Here is a 20,061-nt window from a genome sequence, read left to right as displayed (position 1 = left end):
AAGAGATACGGTTATTTTTATTTGTTAATAACTTTGTGTCTGTAATCATTTCCCCATTCATGCATTGAATTTAGAACTGGCTCAAGACTATAACCAGTTTCTGTTAGAGTATATTCTACCTTTGGAGGAACTTCTGGATAAACTTTTCTAGTTACTAAATCACTTTCTTCCATAGACCTTAAGTTTGATGTTAAAACTTTTTGAGTTATATCTCCAATAGATTTTTTGATTTCACCAAATCTTTTAGTACCATCTAATAGCTCTCGTATAATTAATACCTTCCATCGATTACTGATGAGTTGTAAAGTAATCTCTACAGGACATTCAGGTAAATCTTTTTTCATAAATCACAACATCCTTTCTTTAATAATCTTCTTTAAAGTATTATATCATTTTAGGGAATACGTATAAAAATTTCTTTTAAATATATAAGTATTAAAAAAATAAACTGTGCCAATAGTTTCTATTAGGTAACTATAGTACTTTAAAGTGCTTACTATACAATAGATACTAATGAGTTTATTATATTATTAAAGAAATAAAAAATACAACAAATTATTTTAGGGGGTAGATGAAATGAATGAAGTAGTAAAATTTTTAAAGGAAAATCCAGTTCAATATTTTGCAACAATAGGAGCGGATGGAAAGCCAAAAGTTCGCCCATTCCAATTTATGATTGAAGAATGTGGAAAATTATATTTTTGTACAAGTAATGAAAAAGATGTATTTAAACAAGTTAAAAAAAGTCCATATGTAGAAATAACTACGTCAACTCCTGAATTTGCTTGGATAAGACTATGTGGAAAAGTCATATTCTCAGACAATAAGGATATAAAGAAAAAAATAATTGAATCTAGTGAACTTGTTAAATCAATCTATAAGAATGAAGATAATCCTACTTTTGAAATATTTTATCTTGAGGACGCTAAGGCTGTAATCTCAGATTTTTCAGGCGAGCCACCAAAAGAATATAGTATTTAATACAAAAAAATAATTAATATCAAGAGCTAGCAATATTATTTTAACAACATTAAAATAGAATTTAAGTTAGATGATAATATTATACTTGTTTTAACATAATTAATTTTAAGAAATAAAATAAATGTTTAAAAATCTTATACAAATCCATCACATTACAAATATATAAGAGAGTCATATTATATGAAATTAAATGATTCTCTTGTTTATTTGTATAAGTTTATATATTGACATTGACGCTACGTAATTCTATATACTTTATTTTAAAGGAGATGATAAAAATGAATATTGTAGAGGTACGCTCAGATAAAATATATAAAAAAATAATGAATGCACCTGCAAATAAGAAAGAGGATATATACAGATATGAGTTGATGAAGCCTTTTGAGTTTAAATGGATGTGTATAAATGTTCCAATCACTGCAAAACAAGAAGGTGGATATGATGTAATTATGGCAAGTGATATGATGGGGGTTTTATCTCCAAAAGATATTAATGAAAGTCAAATAAATAACATAGATATTCTATCCAATGACAAACTTTGGAACAAGTGTAAAGAAACTATTGAAAGTTCCATAAAGCCTTTTATAAAAGAGGGGTATAAATTGAACACTGAGGAGTATAAATTTTCAATATTATTAGCAAATCCCAAAAACCCTTATACAATATTAAGTGATGGATATTTTGGTGATGGTGGAATTCCAGGATATATATTTTTGTCAATAGTCCCAAATGAGTATACTATTAATAGGTTACCAGTAGCACTAGCACATGAATGTAATCACAATATTCGATTTCAATTTATAAATTGGAGTAATAACATAACTTTAGAAGAAATGATGATAAATGAAGGTCTTGCAGAAAACTTTGCAACATGGATGTTTGGTGATGATATAGCTAAAATGCAAGGATATTTTCCAGTAGGACTACCTTATTGTGCAGGATATGCCTGTGGTTACTATATGATTAAGTATTATTTAGAAAAAACAAACAAGTCAATAGTTGAGGCTACTTTATTACCATATAGTGAAATTATAGAGGTAATAAGGGAGTTTTGGGATTAAATCTATAAGTTGCATAATCTAAAAAGGATTATGCAACTATTCTATTTTTGAGAAAAATAAATTGACAATGATTTGTAAGAAATATACAATAATATATATAAAGAAATATTTCAATGATAAAATTTTGAAGATTTCATATCTAGTGTATCTAATACTACATGCTAGTTTCTTATTACTTATCTAAATATTATGTATTTCATAGTTACCTGTAAATTTACTATAAAAATATGAAATACACTAAATAATCGACTGAAAAATGAAATATTAATTAAATAAAATTCAAACTATAAAGATTAAATGAATATAATTAAAGTAAATATATAAAATTGAGTATAATATGGAAATTCTAATAGATTGTTAAATTTTAATTATACTTTGTACACTATAATTATAAAACTTATATCATGTTGATACTTAAATAGGCAATACAATTGCAGATATTATTTAATCTGTAAAGTTTATATGAAATGGAGATGATGCTATGACAGAATTGATGATTATAAGTGGGTTAGTGCTATTGATTTGTATAACCTCAAGCAAGGTATTATATAAATTTGGAGTACCGATATTATTGATTTTTATCTTATTGGGTATGTTATTTGGGTCTGATGGAATGGTAGGAATCTATTTTGATAACTATGAGTTAACAAAACAATTATGTTCTATTGGATTGATATTTATAATGTTTTTTGGAGGATTTGGAACAAACTGGAATATGGCTAGACCAGTTGCAATACCTTCCATAATGATGTCTTCATTAGGCGTAATAATTACAGCAGGTGTTACAGGTATCTTTTGTTACATGGTAATAGGAACTAGTGTATTTGAAGGTTTGTTAATTGGAGCAATTGCAGCTTCAACAGATGCTGCATCTGTATTTGCTGTATTACGTTCTCAAAAACTAAACCTAAAAGGTTCTCTTGCTTCATTATTAGAAGTTGAAAGTGGAAGTAATGACCCAATAGCATATATGTTAACATTAATTATTTTGACACTGATGAATAATTCTGGTGTAGAACTGATTATTCCAATGGTAATAAAACAAATAACTTTTGGATTGGCAATAGGATTTATATTGGCAAAATTATCTGTTTATATTTTGAAAAATTCAAATTTTGAGATAGAAGGATTTTATACTATATTTATTATAGCTATTGTGTTACTTTCTTATGCACTTAGTGAGTATGTTGGAGGAAATGGATATTTAAGTGTATATATTTCAGGTATCATTATAGGTAATAATAGGATACCTCATAAAAGGAGTCTAGTTCATTTCTTTGATGGAATTTCTTGGATTATGCAAATAATGTTATTCTTTATGTTAGGATTGCTATCCTTCCCTTCCAAACTACCAAGTGTATTTGGTGTAGCAATGGCCATATCTATATTTATGATAATTATTGCAAGACCATTAGCCACATTTATAACTCTAGCAAAATTTAAATTTTCAAACAAAGAAAAATTGTTTATATCATGGGTAGGTCTTAGAGGTGCTGCATCAGTAGTTTTTGCAATTTATGCAGTTACTCAAGGAGTAGTTATAGAAAATGACATATTTCATATAATATTTTTCATAGCCTTACTTTCAGTAGGACTACAAGGTACATTGATACCAGCTGTAGCAAGGAAGTTAGACTTGGTTGATGATAATACACCTGTATTAAGAACATTTAATGACTATGATGGTGAAATTAGTTCTAAGCTTATAGAAGTAAATATAGACGATGATAATAAGTGGGCTAACAAGAGTATAATGGATTCTAATATACCAGAAGACATATTAATAGTTATGATAAAACGAAAAGAGCAGGTTTTAGTACCTAAAGGGTCAACTGTTATAAAAAGAGGGGATATTTTAGTATTAAGTGGAGACAAAATTGAAGAATTAATATAATTATAATTTATTTAATATTGACTTTGACCTAAGGGTAAGGTTTAAACTTAAATTAATCAAGTCTAATGCGCAGGTGATGAGATGTTTTCTATAGGAATGTTTTCTAAAATAAATAAAATAACTACAAAGACATTAAGGTATTATGAAGATATAGGGCTGTTAGAGCCAGAATACGTAGACGAATTTACAAAATACAGATACTATACAACAGAACAATTGCCAAAATTGCATCAAATAATCACCTTAAAACAAATGGGCATATCACTAGTTGAAATAAAAGAAATAATAGAAAAGCCTGAAGAAGTGGAAAGGATTTTAATAAACAAAGAAAAAGAGATATTAGATGTAATGAGGAATGAAGAATATAAGCTTATTAAACTACGTAATTACCTTAAAAACTTAAAAGGAGAAGTCGATATGAATAATGTAATTATTAAGTCTCTACCAAAAGTTAAAATTGCTTCTATGAGAAAAGTATTAAAGAATTATGATGAACTTTTCAATTTGTTTCCAAATGTAATGGCTGGAGAAATGATGAAATCAGGGTGTACATGTATGGTTCCAGACTATTGTTTTAATATATATCATGATGGTGAATATAGAGAAACAGATATGGATGTTGAGATGTGTCAGGCGATAAATGACCTAAAAGAAGACACAGATTTATTAAAATTTAAAGAAATAGACGAAGTTGAAAATGCAGTTTGTATATTGCATAATGGCTCATATTCAACATTAGGAAAAACTTATGCAGCAGCATTTAAATGGATACAAGATAATAAGTATGAAGTAATAGGGCAATTTAGAGAATCTTATATAGATGGGATATGGAATAAGGAAAATGAAGAAGAATGGTTAACAGAAATCCAGATACCTGTGAAACATATTTTATAGTAAATTAAAATAATATATAAGTAATTAAGTAAGGTCTGTCTAAATAAAAAGATAGGCCTTATTTTTATATTTAATATATTTTACTAGATTTTTATGTATTTAAATATGCAATTTAAAATAGAGTTTTATACAACTAAGCTTAGAAAAACTGGTCTAACATAAGACATACAATTAATTGTTTAATTTTAATTAATTAATGATAGGATATGAAAATATACAACTTTATAAATAAAATATATTGATATTTTATTTATAAAGTTGTATATTTTCGTTGAGGTGATAAAGTGGAAAAATATAAAGTATTAACTGATAAAGTAAAACAAGTATTTAATGGATTTTATATTGATTATGAAAATGAAGATTTACCATATATAGATTTAGATAGGACTGACAAGATAATACTAAATGAAAGGTATTTTAAAATAGATAGTTTTCCTAAAACGATGGATAAGGAATCTCCACATAGTATCCTTGATGTATTTTGGGATTTAGATAAAGTAAAGGATAAGTATTTTATACAGGAAAATAAGTTTTTAAGAGCACTATTAATTATAATGAGTTACAGTAAAGAAATAATAATTGTAAGTGAATATTTTGTAAGTGAAAATAAAAAACATATAAAAAGAGTACTAAGTAAAAAGGAGAGTACATATCTAGAACAATTAAGCGATACCTTATTTGATTTTAAAGAAATAGGGTATAATTACTATATAATTGATGCTCTTATGAAGTTGGCACTAAGAGAAAGAGTTTATTTCTCTATATATATGTTGGATTTGGGAATAGGATTAGAAATAAATGGATTATTTAGCAATGTATATATAGGGTTAAATGGAAGTATAGATATAGTTAAGTATATTTGCAATGTAGAGGGCTTGTATGTAAGATAGATTATCAATTGTATAAAATAGTAATTTTAAGAATAGTAGGTGATTGTATGGAAATATTTGCAATAGGTCATTCAAATTATCCATTTGATAAGCTTATTAATATGATAAAAAAATATAATATAAACTGTGTAGTTGACATTAGAGAAACACCATATTCTAAATATAATATTCAGTATAATAGGGAGGCATTCAATGAATCCCTAAGAAAGGCTGGATTTGTATATATATACATGGGCAAGGAATTTGGGGCAAAAAGAACTAATAAAGATGTATATACAAAAGAAGGTTATGCAGATTTTGAAGAGGTAATAAAGGAAGAAGTATTTTTAAAAGGAATCGAAAGATTAAAAAAGGGATGTCAAATGGGTTATAAAATAGTTTTATTAGGTGCAATGCAAGAGCCTATAAGGTGTCATAGAAGTATTTTACTAGGAAAAATATTAAATAAAGAAGGTTTCAATGTAAAATATATAATGCATGAAGGACATTTAGCATCTCAAGAAGATATAGAAGAGTCATTATTAGATAAGTATTTTAGTGATAGAAAACAACTGAGTATTGATAATTTATTAGGAAATGCGTTAACAAGAGAAGATATGATACAAGAAGGCTATAGATTAGCTAATAAAGAAATAGGATATAGAACAGAAAAAATAGGTAAGTAAAATATATGAACTACCCAAAAACTTAAACACCATTTGATAAGAAAAATTATTATAAATTTGTAACAGTTAAACATGATGTACTAGCTAAGGTTTTTATGTTAAATTAATATCATTATCTAAAAGGTTACATTGTTTTAAATAGCACATCATGTTGTACTGTTAAAAAATAAAATCTCTAATATTACCATAATCAACTGTTCTATTAAGAGTAGGATGGCTAGATATAAATCTAACTGTAATTTTTGAGTTTAATAAACAAGGATTCGAAGTTAAAAACACTCTGTCTCCATTGACAATAGAAGTAATAGCCACTGGTAAAATATCAACAAATGTATCATATCTACTTTTAGCAATTTGATAAGGATAGTTTCCTACAAAAACAAATAGATTTAAGTCATATATATCATCAACGAACCAAGCCCATTGACCATAAACTTTGTCAATACTTACTGTACCTAAACCAAGTGTATCAAAGTATGTTGCTATAGTTAAATAAATATTTTCCATGTTTTCTAAGTATGAAACAGTATATCTTCTGAAACGTATAGGTGCTGTGGCAGAAATAGGGTAAACCATATTTACATTTAAATTATTCGCATTCAAATTAACCAAAGTATCACATCCTAAAAATAGTCTATAAGATACAATATTTAAATTGATGTGATTTTGTTACAGATATCTTATAAGATTTTATAAATGATTAGAATTAGGATACAAAGTGAATTAACAAGCCTAATAAGATATTCTACACTAATAGGTACAGGTTGGTAATAGTGTCAAATTGTTATTACAGGACTTATATGTGATAATATTATGAAATTGTTATTATTGTACAATAGTGGTACAATATTATCGAAATACAGTGATTGCGTTTGATGTCCAGCTATATTAACTGGTTAATTTAACTCATAAATATTTTAAATCTAGTATCCATAAAGAATAATAAACATAAGATAATTATAAAGATATACTGTGTTCAAATGATATTAAACAAGATTTATATTATTTGAATACAGTATATTATAACGTTGAAAATACAATTCTAAACCTTATGATATCAATTCATAGTTTGATAAACTAATTAAAAATTAAATTTATATAAAGAGGGAAAAGAGGAAAAGGAATGTTTATAAGGAAGAATGTTATAAGATTAGCAATTCCTATAATGATAGAGCAGACATTTGTTATGCTTTTAGGGGTATTTAATACAATGATGGCAGGTCATATTGGGGAAGAGGCTGTATCTGCAGTTGGAATGGTTGATTCAATCAACAATATATTTATATCTGTATTTGCTGCGCTATCTGTTGGTGCTACTGTTGTTGTAGCTCAACAAATAGGGAAAAGAGATAATGAAAAAGTAAATGAAACTATCAAGCAAGCATTAATATCTGGTGTAATATTATCATTTACAATAACAGTATTAATGTGGATTTTTAGAATAGGTGTAATCAATTTGTTTTATGGTTCAGCAGAAGAATTGGTAAAATCAAATGCAAAACTATACATAGAGTTTACATTATTCACCTATCCATTTATTGCAACACAGCAGATAGCAAATGGTATTCTAAGGGGTTGTGGAGATGTAAAGAAACCTATGTATGTGACTATGTTTATGAATATAGTAAATGTAACATTAGGATATATACTTATATATGGTGTTGATTTAAATACTTTAGGAATAAATTTACAGACACCTTCTTATGGCATAACAGGAGCAGCTATGTCTATTGCCATAGCCAGAATAATCGGATGTATAGTTATTGTAAGGGCTTTGTTTAAAGGGAATGAATTTATATCTATAGGTAAAATATTTCCATTTAAGATTGATGTTGAAACTCAAAAATCTATATTCAATATAGGTATACCAGCAGGGGTTGAACAATTACTTTTTAATGCAGGTAAATTGATTGTTCAAATATTTATAGTTACTATGGGAACATCAGCGATTGCATCAAATGCAATAGGAATGTCAATTGCATCTATTATAAATGTAATTGGAAATGCATTGGCCTTGTCTGCTACCACTTTGGTGGGGCAATATATAGGACGGGGAGACATCAAAGGGGCTAAGAGTACCTTATTGTATCTAACTAAATTTGCAACGGTTTGCTTATTTGCAGTAGGTGCTATATTTATACCAATTGCACCATGGATTTCAAGCATGTATACTCAAAACTCGAATGTAATTGATGTATCAACACAATTGATTCGAAGTGATTGTTTAGCTATGGTAATATGGCCTATATCCTTTGTATTATCAGCAGGGCTGAAAGGTGCTGGAGATACTAGATATACAATGATGACAGCCGTAATAGGAATGTGGATTTTTAGAATTTTTACAGGTTACGTATTAGGGGTTGTATTAGAATTTGGAGTGCTAGGAATTTGGATAGGTATGTATACAGATTGGCTTGTTAGAGGAACATTATATTGTTTGAGATTAAGAGGAACGAAGTGGCTAAAACACAAAGTTGCATAGAATATATAAAATCACTTTTAGATAGTAAATTCTATTTAAAAGTGATTTTTTATTTAGAGAATATCATAATTATAAGTATGATATATAGAAAAATTAAAATATGTAAATTAAGTATATAATTATATGGACACTATAAATTATATACTGTAGAGAATTACATAATTTGGCGACAAATATTAGAAATATATATGGGTATATTATTAAATATAAAAAATATTAGATATTTATTTAATAATAAAGGTGGGTATTTTTATGATAAATAAAATAGGAAAAATAACTCTCTATGTAAATAATCAAGAGGATGCAAAATTGTTTTGGACAGAAAAATTAAATTTTGTGGTAACTTATGAAAAAGAAATGGGTCCAGATATGAAATGGGTGGAAGTAGCACCAAGTAAAAATGAATTTACAACATTTGTATTGTATGATAAAAATCTGATGATGAAGCAAAATCAAGATGTAAATTTATTGCATCCATCAATAATTTTAAGTACAAGAGATATTCATGGAACTTATGAACAGATAGCAAAGAATAAAGTTGAAGTAGGGGAATTAATGGAGATGCCTTATGGAAGAATGTTTTCTTTTAAAGACCAAGATGGAAATTCTTACTTAGTCAGAGAAGATAAATAATTTTGTAAAGTGTTAAATTTACTCAATATCTGATATAATTATTATAATTTAGTATTAAACGATAATTATATAATTAAAAATCAATTGTAAAATTTGAGTAGAGGTGATAAAATGTTTAAGAAAATGGCAGTACTAAAAGATATAGCAACTAAAATAGGACGTAAAAAAGCGTATGAATTATTAGAAATGGTTGAAGGTAATGACGCTTTTGTAGCTGAAGTAAAAATAAAAAAGAATGGGATTGAATCTAAAAAAGAAGAAATCATGTTAAAAGATAATCAAAAAATAATATTAGAGTATATAGAAGGTTAATTTTTAGATACATATATAATTAAATAATACTGATTTTTAAAGATGAGTTATGAAAACTCATCTTTTTTATTTTTTCATAACTTTGTTTTATATTTAATATATATTTTATCCCTTAGAGTTGCTGAGATATAAAAAGTACTGATATAATAAAAGAATGGATATAAATGTAATATTTTACAGAAAAGAGGGGTATTATGCTTGAAATAAAAAATCTTTCCTTTAATGTTGAGTCTAACAATGAGGAGCTAGGAATAATAAATGATGTTAGCCTTTCATTTGAAAAAGGCAAACTTATTGTTATCACAGGACCAAATGGTGGAGGAAAATCCACAATTGCTAAGCTTATTATGGGAATTGAAAAAGCCACTAGCGGTCAAATACTTTTAGATGGAGAAGATATAACTAATCTTAGCATCACAGAAAGAGCAAAAAAAGGAATAGGATATGCATTTCAACAACCACCAAGAATAAAAGGTATGACAGTTGAAAACCTGCTTACTCTTGCTCATGGAAAACCATTGTCTACTGATGTGTGTTGTCAATATCTTACAGATGTTGGATTGTGCTCAAAAGACTATTTAAATCGTGAAGTTGATAACTCTCTTTCTGGAGGGGAAATGAAAAGAATCGAGATAGCAACTCTTTTTGCTAGAGATTTAAAGGTTTCTATATTTGATGAACCTGAAGCAGGTATAGACCTTTGGAGTTTTGGAAAGCTTAATGAAAGTTTTAAGAAAATTCATGGGGAATCTGACCAAACTATAATCATAATTTCTCACCAAGAAAGAATACTAGAGTTAGCTGATGAAATAATTGTTTTACAAGATGGTTCAGTAAAAAGCCATGGAACAAAAGATGCTATATTACCTGAAATCATGTGCCAAGTTAATTCAAACTGTGAATTAATGAAAGAAATGAATTAATTAGAAAGGAAGGCAAATTAAATGAACAAAATAGACTTAAATCTTTTAGAAAAAGTTGCTGAACTTCGTGGAACTCCATTAGGAGCATACAATATACGTAAAAATGGACAAGGTATAGAAAGACATTCAACTGAAAATGTAACTATAGCTCCAAAGACTGATAAACCTGGAATTGATATTATAGTAAAACCAAACACTAAAGGAGAAAATGTTCATATACCAGTAATAGTAACAGAAGCTGGTGTACAAGACATGGTTTATAATGATTTTGAAATTGGAGAAAATGCAGATGTTGTTATAATTGCTGGTTGTGGTATACATAATTGTGGTAATGATGACAGTGAACACAATGGAATACATAGATTCTTCTTACATAAAGGAGCTCGTCTAAAATATGTGGAAAAACATTATGGCGAAGGTGATGGAGAAGGAAAAAGAATTTTAAATCCAGTTACGATTGTTAATATGGGTGAAGATTCATATTGTGAAATGGAAACAATTCAGATTAAAGGCGTTGATTCAACTAAAAGAGAAATGGATGCCACTTTAGGTAAAGGAGCAAAGATAGTTGTATTTGAAAAGTTGTTAACTCATGGAAATCAAGTTGCAGAATCTAATATGAAGGTTATATTGGAAGGTGAAAATTCTTCTGCTCAAGTAATTTCTCGTACAGTTGGTCAAGACAACTCTAAACAAAAATTTAATCCTTGTGTTATTGGGGATTCTCTTTGCTCTGCACATGTTCAATGTGACTCAATAATTATGGGAAATTCTCAAATTAGTGCTATACCTGAAATTGCTGCAAACCATCCAGATGCTCTTTTAGTACATGAAGCAGCAATTGGAAAGATTGCAGGAGACCAAATTTTAAAGATGATGACATTAGGACTTACAGAAGAAGAAGCAGAACAACAAATACTAAATTGTTTTTTAAAGTAAGTCCAAGTTTTTATTTAATTTAATATAATTAATATAGTATAATATAATGAATAAGTCTAAAATTTTTTTATTTTTAGACTTATTTTCTTTATGTAAGATAAAACTATTAGAGAAATTATACTGTAATTAGGATGTGGAATAAATGAAAAACTTACTTATAAGAAATGGCACAATAATATCTCCAAAAGATGGTATCAAATTTGAGAAAAGAGATATCTTGGTTTTACATGGAAAGATATGTGATATTGGATTAAATCTTAAAGAAATGATAAGAAAAGAAAAAATACTCATAAACAAAGAGTTTGAGATAATAAATGCTAACAACATGTATATTTCTCCTGGATTTATAGATGTTCATACCCATTGTTATAAGAGAAAATTACCTACAGGTATGGATTCTGATTCAATTGGAATTGAAAAAGGTTCAACAGTTATATTTGATGCAGGTACAGCAGGTCCTGTAAATTACTACGATTTTAAGAAAAAATATATGGATGAATGTAAGACTGAAGTGTATTCATTTTTAAATGTAACCAATGAGGGATTAAATATATTGAATGAATCAACATCTTTAGATGTTATAAATTTTGATAACATTGAGTCTATTGTAGAAAAAAACATGGAAAAGATAAAAGGTATAAAAGTAAAAGCAAGTAAATTTCAATCTAGTACAGATGGTATAGATATAATTAAGAAGTCAAAGCAAATTGCAGAAAAATTAAATTTACCATTAGTGGTATATATAGGGGAGTATCCATCATATATAGATGAAGTAATGAATATTTTGGGAAAGGGAGATGTAGTTACGCCTGTATATGGAAATAGCACAAATGGAATATTTAATGAATCTGGCAGTTTGAGAGAATCTGTATTAAATGCAAAAGATAGAGGTGTATTATTTGATGTATGCCATGGATTAGAGCAGTTTGATTTTGAAGTCTTTAAAAAAGCAGTAAATCAAGGATTAGAGCCAGATTTAATAAGTACAGATATGCATATAAAAAATATGAAAGATATACATTATTCTCTTTTAAATGTTGTAAATAAAATCATGGAACTTGGTATACCTCTAGAAAAATGTATAGAAAAAGTAACTGAATATCCAACAAAAGTTTTTAATTTGCAAGGAAGTCAAGGTAGGATAAAAATTGGTGGAGAAGGTGATTTTACAATATTTACAATAGATGATAGTGAAGAAATTATAACAGATTATAATAATAATGAACTAATGCTAAATAAAAAATTGAACTTACAATATACTATAAAATCATGGATGAAAAGTAGTGAAGTTTATAGACATTCGTATGATGGCACTGTAATAAATTAAGTTATATTGAAAAAAAAGGAAAAATATGTTTAAATTAGTATATATTGGATAAATATGTAATGGAACAATAATTATAATTTTAGGGGAGGTATTTTAGTATGAAAGCATTTGTTGATAAAGATGTATGTGTAGCTTGTGGAGCGTGTATAGGAACATGTCCAGACGTTTTTAGTATGAGTGATGAAGGACATTCAGTTGCAATTGAAGGAGAAATACCAGCAGAATTACAAGATTTATGTAAAGAAGCAGAAGAAGGATGTCCAGTTTCAGCTATAACAGTTAAATAAGACTGTTTAGATTTAGTTTCAAGACAACATATAAGATTTGATTATTATTTAAGCTATAGTATTAGATTAAGATTCTATTACTATAGCTTTTTAAAATATATAAACTCAAAAGATAATGTATTATTTTTATAAAAAGTGGAGGACTTAAGTATGAAGAAAAATTATGAAATAGTGCTGTTTGACCTAGATGGAACACTTACAGACCCTAAAGAAGGAATAACAAAGTCTATTCAATATTCTTTAAATAGTTTTGGTATAGAAGAAGAATTGGATAACTTAGAACAATTTATAGGGCCCCCCCTACATGCTACTTTCAAAGACTATTATAAATTTGAAGATGAAAAGGCAACAGAAGCTATTGAAAAATATAGAGAATACTTTTCTGACAGAGGAATATTTGAAAATAAAATCTATAAAGACATAAAGGAGACTTTAAAAATACTTTATGAGAATGGGAAAACATTATTATTAGCTACTTCTAAACCAACAGTTTTTGCAGAAACCATACTTAAATATTTTGGTATAGATAGTTATTTTAAATATATCGCAGGTAGTAACCTTGATGGTACAAGAGTAAATAAAAATGAAGTTATAGAATATGTGTTAGATTTGTGTGGTGTAACAGATAAAGATAAGGTCATTATGATTGGTGATAGAAAATACGATATAATTGGAGCTAATAAAATAGGTGTAGATTCTATAGGGGTATTGTATGGATATGGTTCTTTTGATGAAATTAGTAAGAGCAATCCTACCTATATTGTCGAAAGTGTTAAATCTATAAAAGATATTTTGCTATAAATATCTTTTATAGACAAAAACAATACAAAATGGTGTAGCATATTTAAAAATATGATATTATAATTAAGGAAGCCATTTAAAAAAGAGGAGGATGCACTTGAAATGAAATCTATTTTAATCATGGGTGGAAGCGACTTCATAGGTTCTGCACTTGCTAAGCGTTTAATTAAATGTGGGTATCAAATAGATATACTTACGAATGGTAAAAAGGAAATAGATTATAAAGGATTTAGAGAGCACTTAATTTGCGATAGAAAAGTACGCAAAGATATGGAAAACATTATCAATGGAAGACAGTACGATTACATATATGATATGACAGCATATACAAAAGAGGATGTTGGTAATCTTATTGATTTTGTGAACTTAGATAGCTTAAAAAAATACATAGTATTGTCAGCAGGATCCGTATACAAAGATAGTGGAAGAAATGTAAAAGAAGATAATGAAAAAGGTGAAAATGAAAACTGGGGTAAATATGGACTTAACAAAAAAGAAACAGAAGATTTTGTTATAAATAGTTCTATACCATATATAATTATTAGGCCAACTTATATATATGGTGAAAATAATAATTTGTATAGAGAATACTATTTCTTTGAAAAAATAGAAAAAAACGAAAAAATACCAGTACCTAAAGGAAAACAAGTAAGCAATCAATTTATATATATTGGGGATTTAGTAAAAGTGTTAGAAAGTGTAATGAAAAATTCTCATGTGAGAGAAGCGTATAATGTAACAAATCCACAGTTAATATCTTGGGATGAACTTATATATACATGTGGAGAAGTTATTGGGAAGGAACCTATTATAAAATATGTAGACATGGAAAAAGTTGAGTTTAGAGAGAGAACTTACTTCCCATTTAGAAATATAGACTTTAATCTAGATATAAATAAGCTTATTGAACATGGTCTTTATATACCAAATGTTTTATTAAAAGAAGGCCTTACAACAACATATAAATGGTTCTTAGCCAATAAACCAAAATTACATGATAGAAAAATGGATAAAGTTGAGTCTGTAATGCAAATAGTTTAAGATAATAAATAAGTAGGTAGATACTTTGAAATTAAAGATAAAGCGTTTTTTAAAATTTTTTATATTGATATTTGTTTTAATTTTTATATACTCAGTTGCAATAGAACCGAGTCTATTAATTGTGAAAAAATATAATATAAATGAAGATGGAAACATGATTAAAGAAGATATAGTAAAAAATGAGAATGAGATTATAAAAGTAGTTCAGATTTCAGATACTCAAATAGGCAGTTTTTATTCGACTAATAAACTTAAAAAAGTAGCTAATAAGGTGAATGCCTTAAATCCAGATATATTAGTATTTACTGGAGATTTAATTGATTATTCTAATAAAAATCCAGATATAGATGAAATTACAAAGATTTTATCTAGTATGAATGCAAGGTTAGGAAAGTTTTCAGTATTTGGTAATCATGATTATATGTATAAACTTCCTAGGTATTATAGACAAATTATGAAAAACTCTAACTTTCATCTTTTAGTTAATGAAAATAAGAAAATAAGACTTGAAGACAATAAGTATATTAATATACTTGGAGCTGATGAGATATTAAATGGTAATCCAAATATACGAGATTTGGAAAGCAAAACTGATTATAATAGTTTTAATTTATTATTAGCACATGAACCAGATTTGGTAGATATGCTCAGTAAAGATACAATGAATTTAGTTTTATCTGGACATAGTCATGGTGGTCAAATAAGGTTGCCTTTCAAGGGTGCTTTAGTTACTCCTCCATATGGAAGGAAATACACTAAAGGATTTTATGATATAAAGGGAAATCATCTATATGTGAGTTCTGGTCTTGGAAGTACAAAGTTGCCATTTAGATTTTTTAATGTACCAGAGATAGTCGAATTTAATATTCTAATCTAGTATAAAATATTGTTTTTATGAAATATAGAGGGATAGAAATTTTAAGAATAAATTGAGTTAAGAATATAAAAAGTTTAAGTTATAGTTAATACATTTATTAGAATTGATAATAATATTAATAACTATTAAAATATAGATATAAAAAATAATAAAAATATAAAAGATTATAATATAGCAAGATTGTGTCAATTATAAATAGAGAGTATTTATAATTAATACAATCTTGTGTTTCTTTATATAAAGATATTAATTTTTATACAATGTATGAAAATGATTTAATGTTATATTTAAATTACTTTAAATAAATATTTTTTATATTTTCCTTATCCCATATAAAAAGTTTTTCTGAATTATTTAAAGCTCCAAATACATTTCTTTTAAAATCTGGCATTTCTTTATTTAAATTCGCAATAAGGTTTTTTATGTATTCTCTCCTAGTATGGCCATTTGCAGGACATGGGTTTGCTATGATAGGATAGTTACACTCCTTTGAAATCTTCTTAGTCATATATTCTTCTATGTAAATCATTGGTCTTATAACAGTTAAATCTTGTCTATCTAAGTATGTTTTTGGCGAAAAACAATTAACTCTTCCTTCATAAAACATAGACATTAAAAATGTCTCAATAGCATCATCCTTATGGTGTCCAAGAGCTACTTTGTTGCACCCAAGTTTCTTTGCGTTGTCATTTAAAGCACCTCTTCTTAAATTAGCACATAGTGCACAAGGATTTTTTTCTTTTCTTATATCAAATACAATTTCTTTTATATTAGTTTGAAATTCATAAAAAGGTACATTTATTTCCTCACACAATTTGTTTAATGGTGAGTTATCAATTCCACCAGTATTTAGTGTTACAGCTATTAATTCAAACTTTTGTGGAGAAAATCTTTGATAATTTTTAAGTATATGAAGTAATGTCAAACTATCTTTTCCACCAGAAAGACCAACTGCAATTTTATCATTTTCTTGTATCATATCAAAGTCTTGTATAGCCTTACGGGCTTTACTAAGAAGTTTTTGCATAGACATTTTTAGCACCATCCTTTATTTGAAAATATAAACTTAAGAATAACTTAAGGTTTACTTATAAAATACTTAAAACTTATACTCTAAAATTAACGTTAATAAACATAACGAAGGAGACGATTCAACCATGAAAAAATTAAAATTGATGTTAGGCATTATAGTAGTAGTATTTATAAGTATGTTTATAGTTAAAGATAAAATTCTGAAAGATGAAGAACCAACTGGAGCTGCTCAATTTGCTTCATCTCAAGATGTTAAAACAGATTCTCAGAAAAAAAATCACTCAAATAGTATAGCAGATAATATATTATTGGTAAACAAGACAAATGAACTTAGTAAAGATTATATGCCGAAAGACATTACTAAGGTAAATATAGAATTTGTTCCAGAAGCTACTGAAGAGGAAAAACAAATGGCAGGAGAACCTGCAAAAGCAGTAGAAGACTTAGTTAGACAAGCTAATGAAGAAGGAATACAGTTTTTAGGGTCTTCAGCATATAGGTCTTACGAGACTCAACAAGATACTTATACAAGAAGAGTAAATTCTCAAGGTCAGGAAAAAGCTGATGCATATGTAGCAAAACCTGGACATAGTGAACATCAATCTGGACTGTGTATTGACTTGACAAATCCAGAGAGATGGTTTGTTGGAAGTACAAAAGAAGCTATATGGTTGGCAGAAAATGCTCATAAATTTGGATTTATAATAAGATATCCTAAAGGTAAAGAAGATATAACAGGTACAGCATATGAGCCATGGCATATTAGATATGTGGGTAAGGATGTTGCTGAGGAAATTTATTCAAAAGGGTTAACTTTGGAAGAATATTTGCAAAACAAATAATAAAACAACATAACATAAATTGTATGATATTACTAAATGTAATATAAATAAATTTGATACTAGACTACTTTAAGTATAGTATAATTTTAGATGAGTAAAAACTATATTAAAGTAAGTTAGGATGTGAAAAAGTGAAAGATACAATTCTTGTTGTGGATGATGAAAAGGAAATAAGAGACCTTGTAGAGATATACCTTTTAAATGATGGATATAATGTAATTAAGGCTAAAGATGGACAAGAAGCTTTAGATATTTTAGAAAAAGAAAATATTCATCTGATGGTATTGGATATAATGATGCCAAAGATGGATGGGATAGAAGTTTGTAGAAGAGTTAGAGTAAGTTTAAATATACCAATACTTATGTTGAGTGCCAAATCAGAGGATATGGATAAGATACAAGGAATAATGACAGGTGCAGATGACTATCTAACAAAGCCATTTAATCCACTTGAACTTACTGTGAGAGTAAAAGCATTACTTAGAAGAGCGTATTATTTTAGTGGTACTAACAAAGAAAATAAAGATGTCATAGAAGTTGGAGTGGTATTAATAGATAAGGAAAAGCATAGTGTAACAGTAGCTGGAAAGGATATATTTTTGACATCGAGAGAATTTGATATCTTGTATTTACTAGCAAATAATAAAGGTAGAGTATATAGTACAGAAGAGATATTTGAAAAAGTATGGAAAGAACAATACTACCAATCTAACAATACTGTAATGGTTCATATGAGTAGGATAAGAGATAAAATTGAAAAGTATACAGATGGAGAAAAAATAATTCATACTGTATGGGGGGTAGGATATAAAATTGAAAAATAAGAGTGTATTAAATTATATGTTTCGTCCTATAGTAGACTTTATAATAAGCTGTATTATAACCCTAATTATTATGTTAACAAGTGCATATATAATAAAGATATTATATATAAGAACTACTTTATCTACAATTAATTACTTTATGCTTAGTTTAAGAAATATTAGATCTGTTATAGGAGACAGCACATTATATTCAGTTTTATTTCTGACAGCATCATTATCAATTTATTCATTAATGTCATACAAGAGAAATAAAAAACTTGTAAATTTTCTAAAAGATACTGATAACAAAAATAAAAAACTAGAAATTATCATGGATGCTGTAAACTCAATGGAGGAAGGCGATTTAGAAAAAAGTATAGATATTGAGTATGAGTCAAATGGATTAAGTGATAAAAAAATTGATGAGATTGATGAACTTGCAAATAAAATCAATAGTATAGTTTATCAACTTAGAAATATAACTGTTGAAGAAAGACAGGCTCAACAAACTAAGACAGATTTAATAACAAATGTTTCACATGACCTAAGAACTCCTTTAACCTCAATAATGGGTTATCTAGGATTGATAGAAGATGGTAAGTATAAAGATGAAGTTCAGTTGATGTATTATGTTAATATTGCATATGAGAAATCAAAAAGTTTAAATATACTTATAAATGATTTATTTGAACTTACAAAAATGCAAAATAATACAATAAGATTAAAAAAAATAGACATAAACTTGGTAGAGCTATTAAGCCAAATAGTATCTCAACTTGGATTTTATTTTAAAAAAGAATTTATGGTTAGTAGAGTTAATTTCAATGAAGAAAAATTAATTATAAATGCTGACCCAAATAAATTGGTGAGAGCTTTTGAAAATCTTATAACCAATGCTATGAAATATGGAAAAGAAGGAATTTATGTGGATATAGTAACAGCAAAAAAAGGAAATATGGCTATTGCAAAAGTTATAAATTATGGAGAACCCATTCCAGTATTAGATTTACCAAATATATTTGATAGATTCTATAGAGTTGAAAAATCAAGAAATAGCAATGATGGAGGTTCTGGATTAGGTCTTGCAATTACAAAAAATATTGTGAATTTACATGGTGGGGAAATTACTGTTTCAAGTAATATACATCAAACTGTATTTGAGGTACAACTACCAATAATACAAGAAACTGTGTAATAAGATAAAAGTATGATTTAGATACACAAATATTTATAGCATAAAGTGTTTACAAAAATAAAAAAGTAATATATAATTTAAGTCAGTTTAATAAGATACTTATCAAGAATTAGGGGAGAGAGTTAGCTCAGCGATCCTATACCAACCTTTTATTAGGTGGTCCTGCTAACAACGATGAGATG

The 20,061-nt window shown here is 27.3% G+C and carries 23 protein-coding genes; 19 read left to right on the top strand and 4 right to left on the bottom strand.

Going from position 1 to position 20,061, the window contains the following annotated elements; all coding sequences use genetic code 11:
- Positions 1 to 17 precede the first annotated feature (17 nt).
- Entirely contained in the window at positions 18 to 344 is a 327-nt protein-coding gene (locus tag IC219_RS15365) for a winged helix-turn-helix transcriptional regulator (protein WP_227436457.1), read from the bottom strand.
- A gap of 232 nt (positions 345 to 576) precedes the next feature.
- On the opposite strand from IC219_RS15365, the gene IC219_RS15360 reads away from it, so the two are divergent.
- The 6 genes from IC219_RS15360 (at position 577) to IC219_RS15335 (ending at position 6,385) form a co-directional block, all read left to right on the top strand.
- Positions 577 to 981, top strand: coding sequence for a pyridoxamine 5'-phosphate oxidase family protein (locus IC219_RS15360; protein ID WP_227436455.1), 405 nt, complete (start codon positions 577 to 579; stop codon positions 979 to 981).
- A gap of 278 nt (positions 982 to 1,259) precedes the next feature.
- Positions 1,260 to 2,042, top strand: a complete 783-nt coding sequence (locus IC219_RS15355) for a DUF2268 domain-containing putative Zn-dependent protease (RefSeq protein ID WP_227831474.1) — start codon at positions 1,260 to 1,262, stop codon at positions 2,040 to 2,042.
- Between the two features lie 481 nt (positions 2,043 to 2,523).
- Positions 2,524 to 3,936 (top strand): potassium/proton antiporter, encoded by a 1,413-nt coding sequence (locus IC219_RS15350; RefSeq protein WP_227483298.1) that lies wholly within the window; start codon positions 2,524 to 2,526, stop codon positions 3,934 to 3,936.
- 81 nt (positions 3,937 to 4,017) lie between these two features.
- On the top strand, positions 4,018 to 4,830 hold the full coding sequence (locus IC219_RS15345; RefSeq protein ID WP_227483297.1) for a MerR family transcriptional regulator: 813 nt from the start codon (positions 4,018 to 4,020) through the stop codon (positions 4,828 to 4,830).
- 284 nt (positions 4,831 to 5,114) lie between these two features.
- Positions 5,115 to 5,720 (top strand): hypothetical protein, encoded by a 606-nt coding sequence (locus IC219_RS15340; protein WP_227483296.1) that lies wholly within the window; start codon positions 5,115 to 5,117, stop codon positions 5,718 to 5,720.
- Between the two features lie 47 nt (positions 5,721 to 5,767).
- Positions 5,768 to 6,385 (top strand): DUF488 family protein, encoded by a 618-nt coding sequence (locus IC219_RS15335; RefSeq protein ID WP_227483295.1) that lies wholly within the window; start codon positions 5,768 to 5,770, stop codon positions 6,383 to 6,385.
- A gap of 159 nt (positions 6,386 to 6,544) precedes the next feature.
- On the opposite strand, the gene IC219_RS15330 is transcribed toward IC219_RS15335, so the two are convergent.
- Positions 6,545 to 6,997, bottom strand: coding sequence for a staygreen family protein (locus IC219_RS15330; protein WP_227436443.1), 453 nt, complete (start codon positions 6,995 to 6,997; stop codon positions 6,545 to 6,547).
- 511 nt (positions 6,998 to 7,508) lie between these two features.
- On the opposite strand from IC219_RS15330, the gene IC219_RS15325 reads away from it, so the two are divergent.
- The 5 genes from IC219_RS15325 (at position 7,509) to IC219_RS15305 (ending at position 11,674) form a co-directional block, all read left to right on the top strand.
- Entirely contained in the window at positions 7,509 to 8,867 is a 1,359-nt protein-coding gene (locus IC219_RS15325; RefSeq protein ID WP_227483294.1) for an MATE family efflux transporter, read from the top strand.
- Between the two features lie 252 nt (positions 8,868 to 9,119).
- The gene (locus IC219_RS15320) at positions 9,120 to 9,500 is read left to right on the top strand and encodes a VOC family protein (protein ID WP_227436439.1); all 381 of its coding nucleotides are present in this window, start codon (positions 9,120 to 9,122) and stop codon (positions 9,498 to 9,500) included.
- A gap of 111 nt (positions 9,501 to 9,611) precedes the next feature.
- A complete protein-coding gene (locus IC219_RS15315; protein WP_003420681.1) occupies positions 9,612 to 9,812 on the top strand; it encodes a hypothetical protein in 201 nt (66 codons plus the stop codon).
- A 194-nt stretch (positions 9,813 to 10,006) separates the two neighbouring features.
- A complete protein-coding gene (locus IC219_RS15310) occupies positions 10,007 to 10,735 on the top strand; it encodes an ATP-binding cassette domain-containing protein (protein WP_227831473.1) in 729 nt (242 codons plus the stop codon).
- Positions 10,736 to 10,756: 21 nt separating this feature from the next.
- Positions 10,757 to 11,674: a SufB/SufD family protein gene (locus IC219_RS15305; RefSeq protein WP_227436436.1), complete on the top strand. Its 918-nt coding sequence runs from the start codon at positions 10,757 to 10,759 to the stop codon at positions 11,672 to 11,674.
- Here IC219_RS15305 and IC219_RS22065 read toward each other — a convergent pair.
- Positions 11,666 to 11,773, bottom strand: coding sequence for a hypothetical protein (locus tag IC219_RS22065; RefSeq protein WP_227436595.1), 108 nt, complete (start codon positions 11,771 to 11,773; stop codon positions 11,666 to 11,668). The genes IC219_RS15305 and IC219_RS22065 overlap by 9 nt on opposite strands.
- 43 nt (positions 11,774 to 11,816) lie before the next feature.
- Between IC219_RS22065 and IC219_RS15295 the strand changes: the two genes are divergently transcribed.
- From IC219_RS15295 to IC219_RS15275, 5 genes are all read left to right on the top strand, one after another.
- Positions 11,817 to 13,001 (top strand): amidohydrolase family protein, encoded by a 1,185-nt coding sequence (locus tag IC219_RS15295; protein ID WP_227825060.1) that lies wholly within the window; start codon positions 11,817 to 11,819, stop codon positions 12,999 to 13,001.
- A gap of 98 nt (positions 13,002 to 13,099) precedes the next feature.
- Positions 13,100 to 13,288 (top strand): ferredoxin, encoded by a 189-nt coding sequence (locus IC219_RS15290; protein WP_227436432.1) that lies wholly within the window; start codon positions 13,100 to 13,102, stop codon positions 13,286 to 13,288.
- A 150-nt stretch (positions 13,289 to 13,438) separates the two neighbouring features.
- Entirely contained in the window at positions 13,439 to 14,089 is a 651-nt protein-coding gene (locus IC219_RS15285) for an HAD family hydrolase (RefSeq protein ID WP_227831472.1), read from the top strand.
- A gap of 102 nt (positions 14,090 to 14,191) precedes the next feature.
- Positions 14,192 to 15,130 carry an SDR family oxidoreductase gene (locus tag IC219_RS15280; RefSeq protein WP_227831471.1) on the top strand — a complete coding sequence of 313 codons (939 nt, stop codon included), beginning with the start codon at positions 14,192 to 14,194 and terminating at the stop codon, positions 15,128 to 15,130.
- Between the two features lie 25 nt (positions 15,131 to 15,155).
- Entirely contained in the window at positions 15,156 to 16,007 is an 852-nt protein-coding gene (locus tag IC219_RS15275) for a metallophosphoesterase (RefSeq protein WP_227483291.1), read from the top strand.
- Between the two features lie 292 nt (positions 16,008 to 16,299).
- On the opposite strand, the gene IC219_RS15270 is transcribed toward IC219_RS15275, so the two are convergent.
- Positions 16,300 to 17,040 (bottom strand): tRNA 2-thiocytidine biosynthesis TtcA family protein, encoded by a 741-nt coding sequence (locus IC219_RS15270; RefSeq protein WP_227483290.1) that lies wholly within the window; start codon positions 17,038 to 17,040, stop codon positions 16,300 to 16,302.
- Between the two features lie 124 nt (positions 17,041 to 17,164).
- On the opposite strand from IC219_RS15270, the gene IC219_RS15265 reads away from it, so the two are divergent.
- The 3 genes from IC219_RS15265 to IC219_RS15255 all read left to right on the top strand — a co-directional run bounded on the left by IC219_RS15265 (position 17,165) and on the right by IC219_RS15255 (position 19,879).
- On the top strand, positions 17,165 to 17,881 hold the full coding sequence (locus IC219_RS15265; protein WP_227831470.1) for a M15 family metallopeptidase: 717 nt from the start codon (positions 17,165 to 17,167) through the stop codon (positions 17,879 to 17,881).
- A gap of 131 nt (positions 17,882 to 18,012) precedes the next feature.
- Positions 18,013 to 18,705, top strand: a complete 693-nt coding sequence (locus tag IC219_RS15260) for a response regulator transcription factor (RefSeq protein WP_227436423.1) — start codon at positions 18,013 to 18,015, stop codon at positions 18,703 to 18,705.
- Complete coding sequence (locus IC219_RS15255; protein ID WP_227436421.1) at positions 18,695 to 19,879, top strand: ATP-binding protein; 1,185 nt, start codon at positions 18,695 to 18,697, stop codon at positions 19,877 to 19,879. Before IC219_RS15260 ends, IC219_RS15255 begins: the two co-directional genes overlap by 11 nt.
- Positions 19,880 to 20,061: the final 182 nt, after the last annotated feature.

This window comes from Clostridioides sp. ES-W-0018-02 (assembly GCF_020658175.1).
In the GTDB taxonomy this organism is placed as follows: Bacteria; Bacillota; Clostridia; order Peptostreptococcales; family Peptostreptococcaceae; genus Clostridioides.
Note: the sequence above shows the minus strand (reverse complement) of the source record. Positions and strands in the feature narration are given on the sequence as shown.

What these genes read in the sequence shown, in the direction of transcription:
- IC219_RS15270 (WP_227483290.1), bottom strand. Translation starts at nt 17,040, where the DNA reads ATGTCTATGCAAAAACTTCTTAGTAAAGCCCGTAAGGCTATACAAGAC.
- IC219_RS15265 (WP_227831470.1), top strand. Translation starts at nt 17,165, where the DNA reads ATGAAAAAATTAAAATTGATGTTAGGCATTATAGTAGTAGTATTTATA.
- IC219_RS15285 (WP_227831472.1), top strand. Translation starts at nt 13,439, where the DNA reads ATGAAGAAAAATTATGAAATAGTGCTGTTTGACCTAGATGGAACACTT.
- IC219_RS15290 (WP_227436432.1), top strand. Translation starts at nt 13,100, where the DNA reads ATGAAAGCATTTGTTGATAAAGATGTATGTGTAGCTTGTGGAGCGTGT.
- IC219_RS15365 (WP_227436457.1), bottom strand. Translation starts at nt 344, where the DNA reads ATGAAAAAAGATTTACCTGAATGTCCTGTAGAGATTACTTTACAACTC.
- IC219_RS15355 (WP_227831474.1), top strand. Translation starts at nt 1,260, where the DNA reads ATGAATATTGTAGAGGTACGCTCAGATAAAATATATAAAAAAATAATG.
- IC219_RS15295 (WP_227825060.1), top strand. Translation starts at nt 11,817, where the DNA reads ATGAAAAACTTACTTATAAGAAATGGCACAATAATATCTCCAAAAGAT.
- IC219_RS15325 (WP_227483294.1), top strand. Translation starts at nt 7,509, where the DNA reads ATGTTTATAAGGAAGAATGTTATAAGATTAGCAATTCCTATAATGATA.
- IC219_RS15305 (WP_227436436.1), top strand. Translation starts at nt 10,757, where the DNA reads ATGAACAAAATAGACTTAAATCTTTTAGAAAAAGTTGCTGAACTTCGT.
- IC219_RS15280 (WP_227831471.1), top strand. Translation starts at nt 14,192, where the DNA reads ATGAAATCTATTTTAATCATGGGTGGAAGCGACTTCATAGGTTCTGCA.
- IC219_RS15360 (WP_227436455.1), top strand. Translation starts at nt 577, where the DNA reads ATGAATGAAGTAGTAAAATTTTTAAAGGAAAATCCAGTTCAATATTTT.
- IC219_RS15335 (WP_227483295.1), top strand. Translation starts at nt 5,768, where the DNA reads ATGGAAATATTTGCAATAGGTCATTCAAATTATCCATTTGATAAGCTT.
- IC219_RS15315 (WP_003420681.1), top strand. Translation starts at nt 9,612, where the DNA reads ATGTTTAAGAAAATGGCAGTACTAAAAGATATAGCAACTAAAATAGGA.
- IC219_RS15320 (WP_227436439.1), top strand. Translation starts at nt 9,120, where the DNA reads ATGATAAATAAAATAGGAAAAATAACTCTCTATGTAAATAATCAAGAG.
- IC219_RS15350 (WP_227483298.1), top strand. Translation starts at nt 2,524, where the DNA reads ATGACAGAATTGATGATTATAAGTGGGTTAGTGCTATTGATTTGTATA.
- IC219_RS15310 (WP_227831473.1), top strand. Translation starts at nt 10,007, where the DNA reads ATGCTTGAAATAAAAAATCTTTCCTTTAATGTTGAGTCTAACAATGAG.
- IC219_RS15345 (WP_227483297.1), top strand. Translation starts at nt 4,018, where the DNA reads ATGTTTTCTATAGGAATGTTTTCTAAAATAAATAAAATAACTACAAAG.